Here is a 14579-nt window from a genome sequence, read left to right as displayed (position 1 = left end):
ACCCGCGATGTGCAACCGTTACCATCGGCGCGTGGGCGATTCCGGCGGCTCCCCGCAAAGCGATCGGTCGGTGCGCCGTTCGGCTTCCTACCGTGCGTCGCGCCGAGGCCGCGATATGCGCGGTCCGCTGCTGCCGCCGACGGTGCCGGGATGGCGCAGCCGGGCCGAGCGGTTCGACATGGCGGTGCTGGAGGCCTACGAACCCATCGAGCGGCGCTGGCAGGAGCGGGTGTCGGAGCTCGACGTGGCGGTCGACGAAATCCCCCGCATCGCGGCCAAGGATCCCGAAAGCGTGCAGTGGCCGCCCGAGGTCATCGCCGACGGGCCGATCGCGCTCGCACGCTTGATCCCAGCCGGCGTCGATGTCCGCGGCAACGCCACGCGGGCACGAATTGTCTTGTTCCGCAAGCCGATTGAGAGACGGGCCAAGGACACCGTCGAACTTGGCGAGTTGCTGCACGAGATCCTGGTGGCCCAGGTGGCCATCTACCTGGACGTCGAGCCGTCGGTCATCGATCCCACGATCGACGACGAATGACTCGAATACTGCGCGCGGCCGCGCGCAAGGTCAGATGATGCCTCGCTTGAGGCGGCGGCGCTCGCGCTCGGAGAGGCCGCCCCAGATGCCGAAGCGCTCGTCATGGGCCAGGGCGTACTCGAGGCACTCGTGGCGTACCTCGCAACCGAGGCAGATCTTCTTGGCCTCGCGGGTGGAGCCGCCCTTTTCCGGGAAGAAGGCCTCGGGATCGGTTTGCGCGCACAGCGCGCGGTCCTGCCACTGATCCGGGGTCGGCGGCGGCAGGGGCTCCGGCTCGAAAGTGACTGGGGCGTCGGGAACCACAGTCAGGTGGGGACGGACCGTCGCCGCCGGAGCCGCGCCGATGATGGTCTGCGGTGTGCCTGTCATAACGCCCCAAAGGTGCTCATAAGACATGCTTCGTCCGCCTCCTCAGCTTGATTTTGAGAGAGTGAGTGTGTTCCCACTGTTCTGATGTACAGACAATTCGAACATGTGATCGAATCTCGGTCTGCGACACCGGAATCGGCCGGCCAACCGGGAAATGACACTGTTGTGATTAGACACTTGTTGACCTGCTTGGTCAAGCGTTATGACCCATTTCCATATCATCTTGTGACGAAATTTCCGCGCTTCTGTTGTTTTTGAGCATTCGGCGTGTCCATCACATCGCCCACCGGTGCCCTTTCGGGCACCCTCGACGGCCCGCGGACCGCGCGTCGCCGGGCAGTACTGTCAAGCCCTGTGAAGGTCACGGTCCTGGTCGGTGGGGTTGGCGGCGCCCGGTTCCTGCTTGGGGTTCAACAGCTGCTCGGGCTGGGTCAGTTTTCGCAACAGCGCCCAGATTCCGACCGACACGAGCTGACCGCGGTCGTCAACGTCGGCGACGACGCGTGGATCCACGGGCTGCGCGTCTGTCCGGATTTGGACACCTGCATGTACACCTTAGGTGGAGGTGTCGACCCGGAGCGAGGGTGGGGTCATCGCGACGAAACCTGGCACGCCAGGGAGGAATTGGCGCGCTACGGCGTGCAGCCGGACTGGTTCCAGCTGGGCGACCGCGACCTGGGCACCCACCTGGTGCGCACCCAGATGCTCCAGGCCGGCTATCCGCTGTCCCAGATCACCACCGCCCTGTGCGATCGTTGGCAACCGGGCGCGCGCCTGCTGCCGGCGACCGACGACCGCTGCGAGACGCACGTGGTGATCACCGATCCCGCCGACGACAGCCGTCGGGCGATCCACTTCCAGGAGTGGTGGGTGCGCTACCGGGCCCAGGTGCCAACGCACAGCTTCGCGTTCGTCGGCACCGAAAAGGCCAGCGCCGCAGCCGAAGCGGTGGCGGCCATCGGCGAGGCCGACGTCATTTTGCTGGCGCCGTCCAACCCGGTGGTGAGCGTCGGCGCCATCCTGGCGGTCCCCGGCATTCGCGGGGCACTGCGCGCGGCCAAGGCCCCGGTCGTCGGCTACTCGCCGATCATCGGCGGAAAGCCGTTGCGCGGCATGGCCGATGCGTGCCTTTCGGTGATCGGGGTCGAGTCCACCGCGGAGGCGGTCGGCCGCCATTACGGGGCGCGGCGGGCCACCGGGATACTGGATTGCTGGCTGATCCACGAGGGTGACTTGGCCGACATCGAGGGCGTCGCGGTGCGCGCGGTGCCGCTGCTGATGCGCGACCCCAAGGCGACGGCCGAGATGGTCGCCGCCGGGCTGGAGCTCGCGGGCGTGGCCACGTGACCGAGCACGGCACCGCCTCGACGATCGAGATCCTCCCCGTCGCCGGGCTGCCCGAGTTCCGGCCCGGTGACGACCTGAGCGCGGCCGTCGCCGCGGCCGCGTCCTGGCTGCGCGACGGGGACGTCGTGGTGGTGACCAGCAAGGTGGTGTCCAAGTGCGAGGGCCGCCTGGTGCCGGCCCCGCAGGATGCCGAGGAGCGGGACCGGCTGCGCCGCAAGCTGGTCGACTCCGAAGCGGTGCGCGTGTTGGCGCGCAAGGGCCAAACGCTGATCACCGAGAACCGGCTCGGCCTGGTCCAGGCCGCCGCCGGCGTGGACGGATCCAACGTCGGCCGCGACGAGCTGGCGCTGCTTCCGGTCGACCCCGACGCCAGCGCCGCGGGGCTGCGCGCCGGGCTGCGCGAGCGCCTCGGCGTCGACGTCGCCGTGGTCATCACCGACACCATGGGCCGCGCCTGGCGCAACGGCCAGACCGATGCCGCCGTCGGTGCGGCCGGTCTTCGTGTGCTGCACAGCTATTCGGGAGCCGTCGACCGGCACGGCAACGAGCTGCTCGTCACCGAGATCGCGATCGCCGACGAGGTCGCCGCCGCCGCCGATCTGGTCAAGGGCAAACTGACCGCCATGCCGGTGGCCGTGGTGCGCGGGCTGCCCGTAACTGACGACGGCTCGACGGCGCGACAGCTGCTGCGGCCCGGCGAAGAAGACCTGTTCTGGCTCGGCACCGCCGAAGCCCTCGACCTGGGCCGCCGGCAGGCCCAGCTGTTGCGCCGGTCGGTGCGCCGGTTCCGCGCCGAGCCGGTGCCGCCGGGGCTGGTCGAGGCCGCCGTCGGCGAGGCCCTCACCGCGCCGGCCCCCCACCACACCCGGCCGGTCCGGTTCGTGTGGCTGCGGACCCCGGCCACCCGGACCCGGCTGCTGGACCGGATGAAAGACAAGTGGCGCTCCGACCTCGCCGGCGACGGCCGGCCCGCCGCCTCGATCGAGCGGCGGGTGGAGCGCGGGCAGATCCTCTACGACGCGCCCGAGGTCGTCATCCCGTTCCTCGTGCCCGAGGGCGCCCACGACTATTCCGACGCCGCCCGCACCGCCGCCGAGCGCACCATGTTCACGGTCGCCGTCGGGGCGGCCGTGCAGGCGCTGCTGGTCGCGCTGGCGGTGCGGGGGCTGGGCAGCTGCTGGATCGGCTCGACGATCTTCGCCGCCGACCTGGTCCGCGCCGAACTCGAGCTGCCCGACGACTGGGAGCCCTTGGGCGCCATCGCGATCGGCTACGCCGAGGAGCCGCCCGCGCCGCGCGACGCGGCAGACCCCGGGGATTTGTTGATCCGCAAGTGATACTGGGCCGGTGAAGACGTTCGCGGGCAAGGCGGCGGTGTCGGCCGACAAGGTCCGCGGCGGCTACTACACGCCCGGGCCGGTGGCGCGATTTTTGGCCCGCTGGGTCCGCGAGGCCGGCCCGCGGATCGTCGAGCCGTCCTGCGGCGACGGAGCGATCCTGCGCGAGCTGGCCGCGCTGAGCGACCGGGCGCACGGCGTCGAACTCCTCGCCCGCGAGGCGGCCAAGTCCCGGGAGTTCGCGCCCGTCGACGCCGAGAGCCTCTTCACGTGGCTGGCCCGCGCCGAGGCCGGCGGCTGGGACGGCGTCGCGGGCAACCCGCCCTACATCCGCTTCGGCAACTGGGCATCCGATCAGCGCGACCCGGCCCTGGAATTGATGCGCCGCGAGGGCCTGCGCCCCAGCAGGCTGACCAACGCCTGGGTCCCCTTCGTCGTCGCGAGCGCGGTCCTGGTGCGCGACGGCGGACGGGTGGGCCTGGTGCTTCCGGCCGAGTTGCTCCAGGTCGGCTATGCCGCCCAGCTGCGCGACTTTCTGCTGAGCCGGTTCTGTCAGATCACGCTGGTGACGTTCGAGCGGTTGGTGTTCGACGGCATCCTGCAGGAGGTCGTGTTGTTCTGCGGTGTCCGAGCCAGTCGCGGGGAGCGAGCTCCCGCGAGAATGCGCACCGTGCATCTCACCGATGCCGGCGCGCTGGCGGACGCCGATCTTGACGCCGGCTGGGCGCCCGCGCTGCTGCACGAAAAGGAGAAGTGGACCAAGTACTTCCTGGACCCCGCCGCGATCCGGCTGCTGCGCACGCTCAAGGAGTCGCGGGCCATGACGCGGCTCGGGTCGCTCGCCGACGTGGACGTGGGCATCGTGACGGGCCGCAACAGCTTTTTCACCTTCACCGACGAGCAGGCCCGGGAGCTGGCGCTGGGGCCACACTGCGTCCCGCTCGTCTCGCGCAGCGCCCAGCTGTCCGGCCTCGTCTACGACGGTGATTGCCGCGCAAGCGATCTCGCCGCGGGGCACCGGACCTGGCTACTCGACGCGCCACGCGACCCGGCCGATCCCGCGCTGCTCGCGCACATCAGCGCCGGCGAGGCCGCCGGCGTTCACACTGGCTACAAGTGCTCGATCCGCAGGCCGTGGTGGACGACCCCGTCGCTGTGGATTCCCGACCTGTTCCTGCTGCGCCAGATCCACCTCGCGCCGCGGCTTACCGTCAACGCCGCCGCCGCGACGAGCACCGACACGGTGCACCGCGTCCGGCTGCACGCAGGTGTCGACGCGAGGGCGCTCGCCGCGGTGTTTCACAACAGCGTGACGTTCGCCTTCGCCGAGATCATGGGCCGCAGTTACGGTGGGGGCATCTTGGAGCTGGAACCCGCCGAAGCCGAGCAGCTACCCATTCCCCCGCCGGCGCACGCCGGCGCCGACCTCGCCTGCGACGTCGACCTTTTGTTGAAGGCCAATGAGGTCGAGAAGGCCCTCGACCTCGTCGACCGGCATGTACTGATCGACGGGCTCGGCCTGCCCGCCCAGACAGTGGCCGACTGCCGCACAGCCTGGGCCTCGCTGCGCGATCGCAGGACACGGCGGGGATCCCGGTGAACGTTCGGGTGTCGGCGATCTCGATCCTCACCGACTTCCAGGCCCCGGATCCCGCCCAGGATGCACTGCGCCACGCGGTCCTGGCCTTCGTGCACGGCCGCCCCGATGCCTGTCGGCGAGAGTGCGTGCCCGGCCACGTCACTGCCTCGGCGCTGGTGTTGGACGACAGCGGCACCCGGGTGCTGCTCACCTTGCATCCGCGGTTGGGCCGCTGGGTGCAACTCGGCGGACATTGCGACGACGACGACGCCGACGTCGTCGCCGCTGCATTGCGCGAGGCGACCGAGGAATCCGGTGTCGCCGGCCTGCGCATCGAGCCCGAACTGGCCGCCGTGCACGTGCACGCGGTCACCTGCTCGTTGGGCGTGCCGACCCGCCACCTGGATCTGCAATTCGTCGCCCACGCGCCGGCCGGCGCGCAGATCGCGATCAGCGACGAGTCGGAGGACCTGCGCTGGTGGCCCGCCGACGCGTTGCCGCCCGGGACCGACCATGCGCTGGCGTACCTGGTCGCCCGCGCGACGGATCGTTAGTCGCCGAGATCGACGGCAGCGCGGGAAAGTTCGAGTGAGCCGCGCGCTAACGTCGATCTCGGCGATAGCCGCGGCGAACCAGAGCTTGAAACACGCGGTTGAGGATGTAGTCGGGTCGATGTTCGGCGACGACTCGGATCACGACCCACCCCAGGTCGGCGAACTTGTCCAGTCGGCCGATGTCTTTGACGTATTGCCTTCGGTCGGTGCGGTGTTGGTCGCCGTCATATTCGAGGGCGACCATGTGGTCCTCCCAACCCATGTCCAGCACACCGACTGCTCGCCAGCCGTCGTTGACCGGAATCTGCGTCGTCGGCTTCGGCAGTCCGGCGTCGATGAGAAGCAGCCGTAACCAGCTTTCCTTGGGCGACGCCGCGCCACCGTCCACCAGAGGCAACACCTCCGCCAGCCGCCGCAGACCACGGGCGCCGCGGTACCGCTTCGCCAACACCGAGACGTCTTCGCAAGAGAACGGCGCGGCGTGCATCAGGGCGTCGAGCCGAGCCAGCGCCTGCCCGCGCGGCAGGTGGCGGCCGAGGTCAAAGGCGGTGCGGGCGACCGATGTCACCGGTAGCCGCTTGACAGCGGTCACTTCGTCGGCGCCAAGCGTTTCATTGCGGACGATCAGCCCGCGCTGCGGCCGGGCGCTCTTCGCGACGAGTTCGATGGCCGCATCCGCGCCGACCCACCGCGCGCCGTGCAGCGCCGACGCCGCCGCGCCCGCGATGATGCCCCGCCGGCCCGACCACAGCCAGGCACCACGGATGCGGTCATCCAGTGACGGATCGTCCGGCTTGGGGAGGTAGACGTCGCGAAAGATCCGCCGATACCACCGGCGCAGCTGGTAATCGGTCAACGCGGCTTCCGCGACCGCTTCGCTGCCTCTGAATACTCCGGATACTCCGGACACTTCCCCCATGAGGGAGATGGTGGACACGACCACCGACATGCTCACCGAGATCGACGCCGGCGCGGGAAAGTTCAAGCAAAGGTGACGCTAACGTCGATCTCGACGCAAACCGGCGCTCACACGTCGGAGGAGTAGCGGATCCCGCCGTCGGGAATCGAGACGCCCGGCCACACCCGCGCGCCGCGCAGGAGCTCGCAGCGCGCACCGATGTCGGCGCCGTCGCCGATCACGCCGTCGCGGATCAGCGCCCGCGGGCCGATGCGCACTCCGAAGCCGATGATCGAGCGCTCGATCACGCTGCCGGCCTCCACCCGGACCCCGTCGAAGATCACGGCGCCGTCCAGCCGGACACCCGGACCGATCTCGGCGCCCCGCCCGACGACCGTGCCGCCGATCAGCACCGCCCCCGGAGACACCGCCGCGCCGTCGTGCACCAGCTGCTCGCCGCGGTGACCGTGCAGCGCCGGTGAGGCGGCGATCCCGCGCACCAGGTCCGACGAGCCGCGCACGAAGTCCTCCGGTGTGCCCATGTCCCGCCAATAGGTGGCGTCGACGTAGCCGCACACCTTGACCTCCGGGTCGGACAGCAGGGCCGGGAACACCTCGCGTTCGACCGAGACCTCGCGGCCCCGCGGAATCCGGTCGATGACGGCGCGCGCGAAGACATAACAGCCGGCGTTGATCTGGTCGGTCGGCGGATCCTGGGTCTTCTCGAGGAACGCTGTGACCCTGGCCTCCTCGTCGGTGGGCACGCAGCCGAACGCCCGCGGGTCGCCCACCCGCACCAGGTGCAGGGTGACGTCGGCCCGATTGGTTTGGTGGAATTCGCGGATCTGGCCCAGGTCGGCGGCGGACAGCACGTCGCCGTTGAATACCATCACGGTGTCGTGCCGGAGCCTGTCTGCGACGTTGGCGATGCCGCCGCCGGTTCCCAGCGGCCGCTCCTCGGTGGCGTATTCGAGCTGCAGGCCCAGCTTGGAGCCGTCGCCGAACTCGGCCTGGAACACCCGAGCCTCATACGACGTGCTCAGGATGACGTGCTCGATGCCCGCGGCGGCGATGCGCGACAGCAGGTGGGTCAGGAACGGCAGCCCGGCGGTGGGCAGCATGGGCTTGGGCGCCGAGAGCGTCAGCGGCCGCAGCCGGGTCCCCTTGCCCCCGACCAGGATCACCGCATCGACCTGGGAGATTGCCATTCAGCGCCGCCCTTCTGCCAAGTTCCGCCTGCGGCTGCGCAGCGCACTGCGCACCATCAGCCGCGAACGCACCGCCAGCGACGCCCACAGCGTCCAGCGCAGCGGGGCCCGCCACCACCCGGGATTCCGGTCGGCCAAAAAGAGATAGGTGCTTTTGTGATGCGCCGCCAGGTGGCTCGCCGGGTCGTGTCCGGTGGAGTGGCCCTTGTGGTGCAGCACTTCGGCCGTGGGCACGTAGACGTTCAGCCAGCCGGCCTTGCCCAGGCGGTCCCCGAGGTCGACGTCCTCCATGTACATGAAGTAGCGCTCATCAAATCCACCGACCCGCTCAAATGCCGACCTGCGCATGAGCAGGCACGACCCCGACAGCCAGCCCACCGCCCGCTCGCTGGGCTCCAGCCGCTCCTGGCGGTATGCCGCCGTCCACGGGTTGCGCTTCCAGAACGGGCCGATCACCGCGTGCATGCCGCCGCGGATCAGGCTGGGCAGGTGGCGCGCCGACGGATACACCGACCCGTCGGGGTCGCGGACGAGCGGTCCCAGGGCGCCCGCGTGCGGCCAGCGGGTGGCGGCGTCCAGCAGGGCGTCGATGCTGCCCGGGCCCCACTGCACGTCGGGGTTGGCCACGATCACCCAGTCGTCGTTTTCGTCCAGCTGCGCGACCGCGCGGTTCACCGCGGTCCCGTACCCGAGGTTGGCGCCGGTGTCGAACAGCCGGACGTTCGGATAGCGCTCGACGGCCGCCTGCGGGGTTCCGTCGGTGGAGCCGTTGTCGGCCAGCAGCACGCTGACCGGGTGCTCGGTGGCCATCGACAGGGAGGCCAGGAACCTCTCGAGGTGCGGACCCGGTGAGTAGGTCACCGTCACGACCGGCAGGACGTCAGTCACGCGTCGAGGGTAACGGTCGATCGCTGGGAGACGCGGACAGCGCCGCGACAAGCGCGGGGCGCCACGGCCTTAGCGGTGTCAGGCCCGCCGCGGCGGACTCGCGGCTGCCCAGCGCGGAATAAGTCGGGCGCGGCGCGGGCCGCGGGTATTGATCGGTGCTGACCGGCCGCACCCGGTCCGGGTCGGCGCCGCATTCCTCGAACACCGCGCGGGCCTGCCCGAAGCGCGACACCTCACCCTCGTTGGCGGCGTGCAGGATCGGCCCGGGCACCCCGTCGTCGGCGACCTGCAGCAGCGCGACGGCCAGGTCGGCGACGTAGGTCGGCGATCCGGTCTGGTCGTCGACCACCTCCACCGGGCCGTCCCCGGCGGCCAGGCGGCGCATGACGGCGACGAAGTCCTTCCCGGTCCCGCCGGTGTAGAGCCAGGCGGTTCGGACCACTATCCCTTGCGAGGCGTCCGGCAGCGCCGCCAGCACGGCCCGCTCGCCGGCCAGTTTGCTGAGTGCGTACACGCCCCGCGCGTCGGTTTCATCGCTGGGCTCGTAGGGGCGCGGCCCGGCCTCGGGTGGCTCGCCGGTGACCGGCTCGGCGGTAAATACGTAGTCGGTGGAGACGTGGATCAGCCGGGCGCCGGCGCGACCGCAGGCGCGCGCCATGTGCTCCGGGCCGGTCGCGTTGACCGCGTAGGCCGCGGCCGCGTCGCTCTCGGCGCCGTCGACGTTGGTGTAAGCGGCGCAGTTGATGACCACGTCGCCGCCGCGGATGTTCCGTTCGGCCGCGGCGGGGTCGGTGATGTCCCACTGCGACGACGTCAGCGCCAGCACGTCGCGCCCCCGATCGGCGGCCAGCACCGCCAACGACGTCCCCAATTGCCCGCCCGCGCCGCTGATCAGGATCCTTTCCGACATGTGTCGAGTCTGGCACGGCCCAGGCACGCCGCCTTCAGCTACCCGAGAAGCGGCTGTGTCACAAGTAATCTGTTGTGATGCCTGTGCAACGTGTGGTTCGTGTGGTCGCCGCTGTGCTGACCGTCGCGGTCGTTTTCGGCACCGGGATCGCCTGGAGCAACGTCCGGTCCTTCGAGGACGGCATCTTCCACATGTCCGCACCCTCGCTGGGCAAGGGCGGCGACGATGGCGCGATCGACATCCTGCTGGTCGGCCTGGACAGCCGCACGGATGCGCACGGCAACCCGTTGTCGCCCGAGGAGCTGGCGACCCTGCGGGCCGGTGACGAGGAAGCGACCAACACCGACACGATCATCCTCGTCCGGATACCGAACAACGGGAGGTCGGCGACCGCGATCTCGATCCCGCGGGACTCCTACGTCGCGGCCCCCGGCCTGGGCAAGACGAAGATCAACGGCGTCTACGGCCAGACCAGGGAGGCGAAACGGGCCACCCTCGTCAAGGCCGGCGCTTCGGCCGCCGAGGCCGAGGCGCGGGGCACCGAGGCCGGCCGCGATGCCCTCATCAAGACCGTCGCCGACCTGACCGGGGTCACCGTCGACCACTACGCCGAGATCGGGCTGCTGGGCTTCGCGTTGATCACCGACGCGCTGGGCGGCGTCGAGGTCTGCCTGAAACAGCCCGTGTTCGAACCGCTTTCGGGTGCCGACTTTCCGGCCGGCCGGCAGAAACTCGACGGCCCGCAGGCGCTGAGTTTCGTCCGTCAGCGCCATGACCTGCCGCGCGGCGACCTCGACCGGGTGGTGCGCCAGCAGGTGGTGATGGCCTCGCTCGCACACCGGATCACCTCCGGCCATACGCTGTCCAGCCCCACCACGCTGGATCGCCTGGAGGCGGCCGTTCAGCGCTCGGTGGTGATCTCCTCGGGTTGGGATGTCATGGATTTCGTGCAGCAGCTGCAAAAGCTGGCCGGCGGTAAGGTCGCCTTCGCCACGATCCCGGTGCTCGACGGGGCCGGCTGGAGCGACGACGGCATGCAAAGCGTGGTGCGGGTGGACGCGCACCAGGTCGCCGACTGGGTCGCGAGCCTGCTCGAAGACCAGGCCCAGGGCAAGACCGAGGAACTGGCCTACACGCCGGCCAAGACCACCGTCAACGTGGTCAACGACACCGACATCAACGGGCTGGCCTCGGCGGTGTCGGATGTGTTGAACTCCAAGGGATTTACCGCCGGAACCGTCGGCAACAACGACGGCGGCCACGTGCAGGGCAGCCAGGTGCGCGCCACCAAGACCGACGACCTGGGTGCCCAGCAGGTCGGCAAGGAACTGGGCGGGTTGCCGGTCGTCGCCGACGCATCGATGCCGGCCGGATCCGTCCGGGTGGTGCTGGCCAACGACTACACCGGTCCGGGCTCGGGCCTCTCCGGTGGCCCGACCACCCAGGTGCTGCCCGCCCGGGCTTCCAACGCGGGAGCCGCGGCCGACCCCACCGCGCCGCCGCCGTCGCCGATCCTGACCGCCGGTTCCGACAAGCCCGAGTGCATCAACTGAGCACGCTCACTACCGTTTCCGAAGCGGTCCTTACTCCGCTGCTGCGGGCCGACCCGGGCCCGCGCATCACCTACTACGACGACGCCAACGGCGAGCGCATCGAATTGTCCGGGGTGACGCTGGCCAACTGGGCGGCCAAGACCGGCAACCTGTTGCGCGACGAGCTGGGCGCCGGGCCGGCCAGCCGGATTGCGCTCCTGCTGCCGGCGCACTGGCAGACGGCGGCGGTCCTGTTCGGCGTGTGGTGGCTCGGGGCCGAGGCGGTGCTGGACTCGGCGGGGCCCGCCGACGTAGCGCTGTGCACCGCCGAGCGGCTGGACGAGGCGGACGGAACCGGCGCCGGGGAGGTCGCGGTGCTGTCGCTGGACCCGTTCGGCCGCCCCGCGCCCGACCTGCCGATCGGCGTCACCGACTACGCCACCGCCGTGCGGGTGCACGGCGACCAGATCGTCCCCGAACGCCACCCGGGTCCGGCGCTGGCCGGACGATCAGTCGACGAGGTCCTGGCCGATTGCGAAAGATCAGCCGCCGCAAGGGAATTGACTTCCCGCGACCGCGTGCTCTGCACCGCGTCCTGGACCCGGCCCGGCGACCTGGTGGACGGACTGCTGTCGATCCTGGCGGTCGGCGCGTCGCTGGTGCAGGTCGCCAATCCCGACCCGGCGGCGCTGCAACGCAGGATCGAGACGGAGAAGGTCACCCGGGTTCTGTAGGGCTGGCGGCTTCCCCATGAGCCGACGCAAGATGCCCCTTTTGCAGCCGGGGCCGGACGGTCGTCGCTACCCCGCTGATCGACTAATTCCGCACGTCAGCAGCGCGGTCCACAATGGAACCTCGACAAGTTAGCTTATGCAATGCTAACTTCGTTGCTCGGCGTCGGATAAGGGGCAGTGGCGTGGACAGCTGCGACGCTGGCGCACTTGTGGCTCGGCCAGGCTTGGCCGAGTCGGGCGCCAGTTATGCGATCGGTGATGCGGCGGCGGCGTATCTGGGTGGCCGCGGCCTATGACCTCGCCCATCTGGATTGCCGCACCACCGGAGGTGCATTCGGCATTGCTGAGCAGTGGCCCCGGTCCGGCGTCGTTGCTGGCGGCGGCGGGGGCATGGAACACCTTGAGCGCCGAATATGCGTCCGTGGCCCAGGAACTCACCGCGGTCTTGGCCAACGTGCACGCCGGGGTGTGGGAGGGGCCGAGCGCGGAGTCGTTTGTGGCCGCACATGTGCCGTATCTGGCATGGCTGATGCAGGCCAGCGCCAATAGTGCTGCAGCTTCGGCCCAGCATGAGACGGTGGCTGCGGCCCACACCGCCGCGCTGGCGGCCATGCCGACGCTGGCCGAGCTTGCCACCAACCACATCGTCCACGGTGTGTTGGTGGCGACCAATTTCTTCGGGCTCAACACCATCCCGATTGCGCTCAACGAGGCCGACTACGTGCGGATGTGGATCCAGGCCGCCACCACGATGAGCATCTACCAAGCGATCTCCAGCGCGGCGGTGGCTGCAATATCCGGGTCGCCACAAACCACCCCGGCGCCCGTGGTGGTAAACCCGGTGTCCACGTGGGTCACCTCTTTGGCCAGCGCCATCAATACCGTCGAGCAGCTCGGCCAAGACGCGTCCACGCTGAATCTGTTCAACCTGGAGTCGTCGTTGATGAACTTGATCCAAAACTTCAGCATCGCGGCCTTCCTGCAGGATCCGGTGGGGTACACCCAGCAGGTCGTCGAGTCGTTCGTGGGGCAGTTTCCCCTGCTGTCGGACCTTTATTTTGGGTTCGGCGGCGACCACGTCTTTGAATTCCTGGCGAATCCGGTGGGGTACGTGGAGAACATAATCAACAAATTCTTGGCGGATCCGTTGCTGTATCTGAGTAATCCGTTCTTGCTGGTCCTGAGCCCTGACGATTTTGCATCCATCGGCTACAGCGTGATTTCCCCATTTATCGCGCCCGCCGCCCTGGCGGTTGCCCCCGTCGGCGCTGTGGGCGGCTTCGCGGGGCTGGCTCAGGCGACCGAGCTGACCGTCCTGCCTGAACCCGCCATGGCGCCCGCCCTGACGCCGGTTGCGCATGCGCCCGCCTTGTTGCCGGTTGTCGGGACGGCTCCGACTGCGGTTGCATCGGCCGTCGCCCCCGGCACGGCCCCTGCCCCTGCGCCCACGGCGAGCGCAGTCGCCAATTCCGCGCCGCCGCCGGCGCCGCCGGCCGCAGGAGGGGCGGGTTTCGCACCCCCCTACGCGGTGGCGCCTCCCGCCATCGATGCCGGTTCGGGGCTACCCACCGGCGCGAGCTCCAGCGCCAAAAGGAAGGCGCCGCAGCCGGATAGCGCCGCGGCGGTAACCGCGGCCGCCGCGCGGGAGCAGGCGCGGGCGCGGCGGCGCGAGCGCGCGAAGCAGCGCGGGCACTACGACGAGTTCATGGATATGGATGTCGAGGTCGATCCGGACTGGGCTGCGGACGCGGTCGCGTCGACGGCGGCCTCGGATCGTGGTGCGGGAACCCTGGGGTTCGCCGGGACGGTGTCGAAAGACGGTGCCCAACCCACGGGGTTGACCGCGCTTTCCGGCGATGAGTTCGGCGGGGGACCGAGGATGCCGATGCTGCCCAATACTTGGGATCCCGAAGCGCCCGAGGGGGCGCGGGAAGACAGCTGAGTATGCGCCGGTTCGCGGCCAACGACTCCGGAATGACACCGCACGATCCATATTGATATCGCAATATTTCGATGTTAACGTCGTCAAAGCATTGGCTGACGCTGTGACGACAGGAAGGTTGAGGCAATGGCGGTGTACGGGCTTCTGACAAAGGCGGCGGGGACGGTGGTCACCGGCCTGGTCGGCGTGACGGCCTACGAGGTGGTGCGCAAGGCCATGGCCAAGGCGCCGCTGCACGAGACCGCGGTGTCGGCGGCGGAGCTGGGGTTGCGCGGCACCCGCAAGGCCGAGGAGGCCGCCGAGTCGGCGCGGCTCAAGCTCGCCGACGTCATGGCCGAGGCCCGCGAACGCATCGGCGAGGAAGCGCCCACGCCGTCGATCGCCGACGCCCATGATCACGAACACTGATCGCCTGAGATGAGCCTCGCACTCGTTGTCAACGAGGCGCAGGCAGGAGACCCTGCCCTGGAAGTCATTTCGGATGCGGCCGGACGCATGCGGGTTTCGGTCGGGTGGGTGCGCGCCGACTCGCGGCGCGCCGTGGCGGTCGAGGAGGCTGTCGCCAAGGAGCAGGGCGTGCGCGCCGTGCATGCCTACCCGCGCACCGGCTCGGTGGTCGTCTGGTATTCGCCCCGGCGCGCCGAGCGCTCCGCGGTGCTGGAGGCGATCGCCGGCGCCGCCCACGGCGCCGCGGAGCTGATCCCGGCGCGCGCGCCGCATTCGTCGGAGATCCGCAACACCGA

Annotated in this window: 14 protein-coding genes and 1 pseudogene; 10 read left to right on the top strand and 5 right to left on the bottom strand. The window is 69.8% G+C overall.

Going from position 1 to position 14579, the window contains the following annotated elements:
• The first annotated feature begins 115 nt into the window (after nt 1-115).
• On the top strand, nt 116-538 hold the full coding sequence (locus JWP83_RS15240; protein ID WP_297731390.1) for a metallopeptidase family protein: 423 nt from the start codon (nt 116-118) through the stop codon (nt 536-538).
• 30 nt (nt 539-568) lie between these two features.
• Here JWP83_RS15240 and JWP83_RS15235 read toward each other — a convergent pair whose 3' ends face one another.
• The gene (locus JWP83_RS15235; protein ID WP_367185643.1) at nt 569-907 is read right to left on the bottom strand and encodes a WhiB family transcriptional regulator; all 339 of its coding nucleotides are present in this window, start codon (nt 905-907) and stop codon (nt 569-571) included.
• Nucleotides 908-1261: 354 nt separating this feature from the next.
• On the opposite strand from JWP83_RS15235, the gene cofD reads away from it, so the two are divergent.
• Genes cofD through JWP83_RS15215 form a run of 4 tightly spaced genes read left to right on the top strand, consistent with a single transcriptional unit; the run spans nt 1262 to nt 5724 of the window.
• A complete protein-coding gene (gene cofD, locus JWP83_RS15230) occupies nt 1262-2254 on the top strand; it encodes a 2-phospho-L-lactate transferase (protein ID WP_297731319.1) in 993 nt (330 codons plus the stop codon).
• Entirely contained in the window at nt 2251-3591 is a 1341-nt protein-coding gene (locus JWP83_RS15225) for a coenzyme F420-0:L-glutamate ligase (protein ID WP_297731317.1), read from the top strand. The genes cofD and JWP83_RS15225 overlap by 4 nt, the downstream gene beginning before the upstream one ends.
• Nucleotides 3592-3601: 10 nt before the next feature.
• Complete coding sequence (locus JWP83_RS15220; protein ID WP_297731314.1) at nt 3602-5191, top strand: class I SAM-dependent methyltransferase; 1590 nt, start codon at nt 3602-3604, stop codon at nt 5189-5191.
• Complete coding sequence (locus JWP83_RS15215; protein ID WP_297731312.1) at nt 5188-5724, top strand: NUDIX domain-containing protein; 537 nt, start codon at nt 5188-5190, stop codon at nt 5722-5724. The genes JWP83_RS15220 and JWP83_RS15215 overlap by 4 nt, the downstream gene beginning before the upstream one ends.
• Nucleotides 5725-5770: 46 nt before the next feature.
• Here JWP83_RS15215 and JWP83_RS15210 read toward each other — a convergent pair whose 3' ends face one another.
• The 4 genes from JWP83_RS15210 to rfbD form a co-directional block, all read right to left on the bottom strand.
• Nucleotides 5771-6673 carry a hypothetical protein gene (locus JWP83_RS15210; protein ID WP_297731386.1) on the bottom strand — a complete coding sequence of 301 codons (903 nt, stop codon included), beginning with the start codon at nt 6671-6673 and terminating at the stop codon, nt 5771-5773.
• 77 nt (nt 6674-6750) lie between these two features.
• Nucleotides 6751-7830, bottom strand: coding sequence for an NDP-sugar synthase (locus JWP83_RS15205; RefSeq protein WP_297731309.1), 1080 nt, complete (start codon nt 7828-7830; stop codon nt 6751-6753).
• Nucleotides 7831-8718, bottom strand: a complete 888-nt coding sequence (locus JWP83_RS15200; protein ID WP_297731305.1) for a glycosyltransferase family 2 protein — start codon at nt 8716-8718, stop codon at nt 7831-7833.
• Entirely contained in the window at nt 8711-9628 is a 918-nt protein-coding gene (rfbD, locus tag JWP83_RS15195) for a dTDP-4-dehydrorhamnose reductase (RefSeq protein ID WP_297731303.1), read from the bottom strand. Before rfbD ends, JWP83_RS15200 begins: the two co-directional genes overlap by 8 nt.
• Before the next feature lie 77 nt (nt 9629-9705).
• Here rfbD and JWP83_RS15190 point away from each other — a divergent pair, with 77 nt between their 5' ends.
• The 5 genes and pseudogenes from JWP83_RS15190 to JWP83_RS15170 form a co-directional block, all read left to right on the top strand.
• Entirely contained in the window at nt 9706-11181 is a 1476-nt protein-coding gene (locus tag JWP83_RS15190; RefSeq protein WP_297731300.1) for an LCP family protein, read from the top strand.
• Nucleotides 11169-11894, top strand: a complete 726-nt coding sequence (locus JWP83_RS15185; protein WP_297731298.1) for a TIGR03089 family protein — start codon at nt 11169-11171, stop codon at nt 11892-11894. Before JWP83_RS15190 ends, JWP83_RS15185 begins: the two co-directional genes overlap by 13 nt.
• Nucleotides 11895-12186: 292 nt before the next feature.
• Nucleotides 12187-13836 (top strand): PPE family protein, encoded by a 1650-nt coding sequence (locus JWP83_RS15180; RefSeq protein WP_297731296.1) that lies wholly within the window; start codon nt 12187-12189, stop codon nt 13834-13836.
• 126 nt (nt 13837-13962) lie between these two features.
• Nucleotides 13963-14244 (top strand): DUF1490 family protein, encoded by a 282-nt coding sequence (locus JWP83_RS15175; RefSeq protein WP_297731294.1) that lies wholly within the window; start codon nt 13963-13965, stop codon nt 14242-14244.
• Nucleotides 14245-14253: 9 nt separating this feature from the next.
• Nucleotides 14254-14579, top strand: a pseudogene (locus JWP83_RS15170) (copper-transporting ATPase); the annotation flags it as partial.

It is taken from the genome of Mycobacterium sp., from assembly GCF_025965855.1.
Taxonomy (GTDB): domain Bacteria; phylum Actinomycetota; class Actinomycetes; order Mycobacteriales; family Mycobacteriaceae; genus Mycobacterium.
This window is presented reverse-complemented; position numbering and strand designations above follow the sequence as displayed.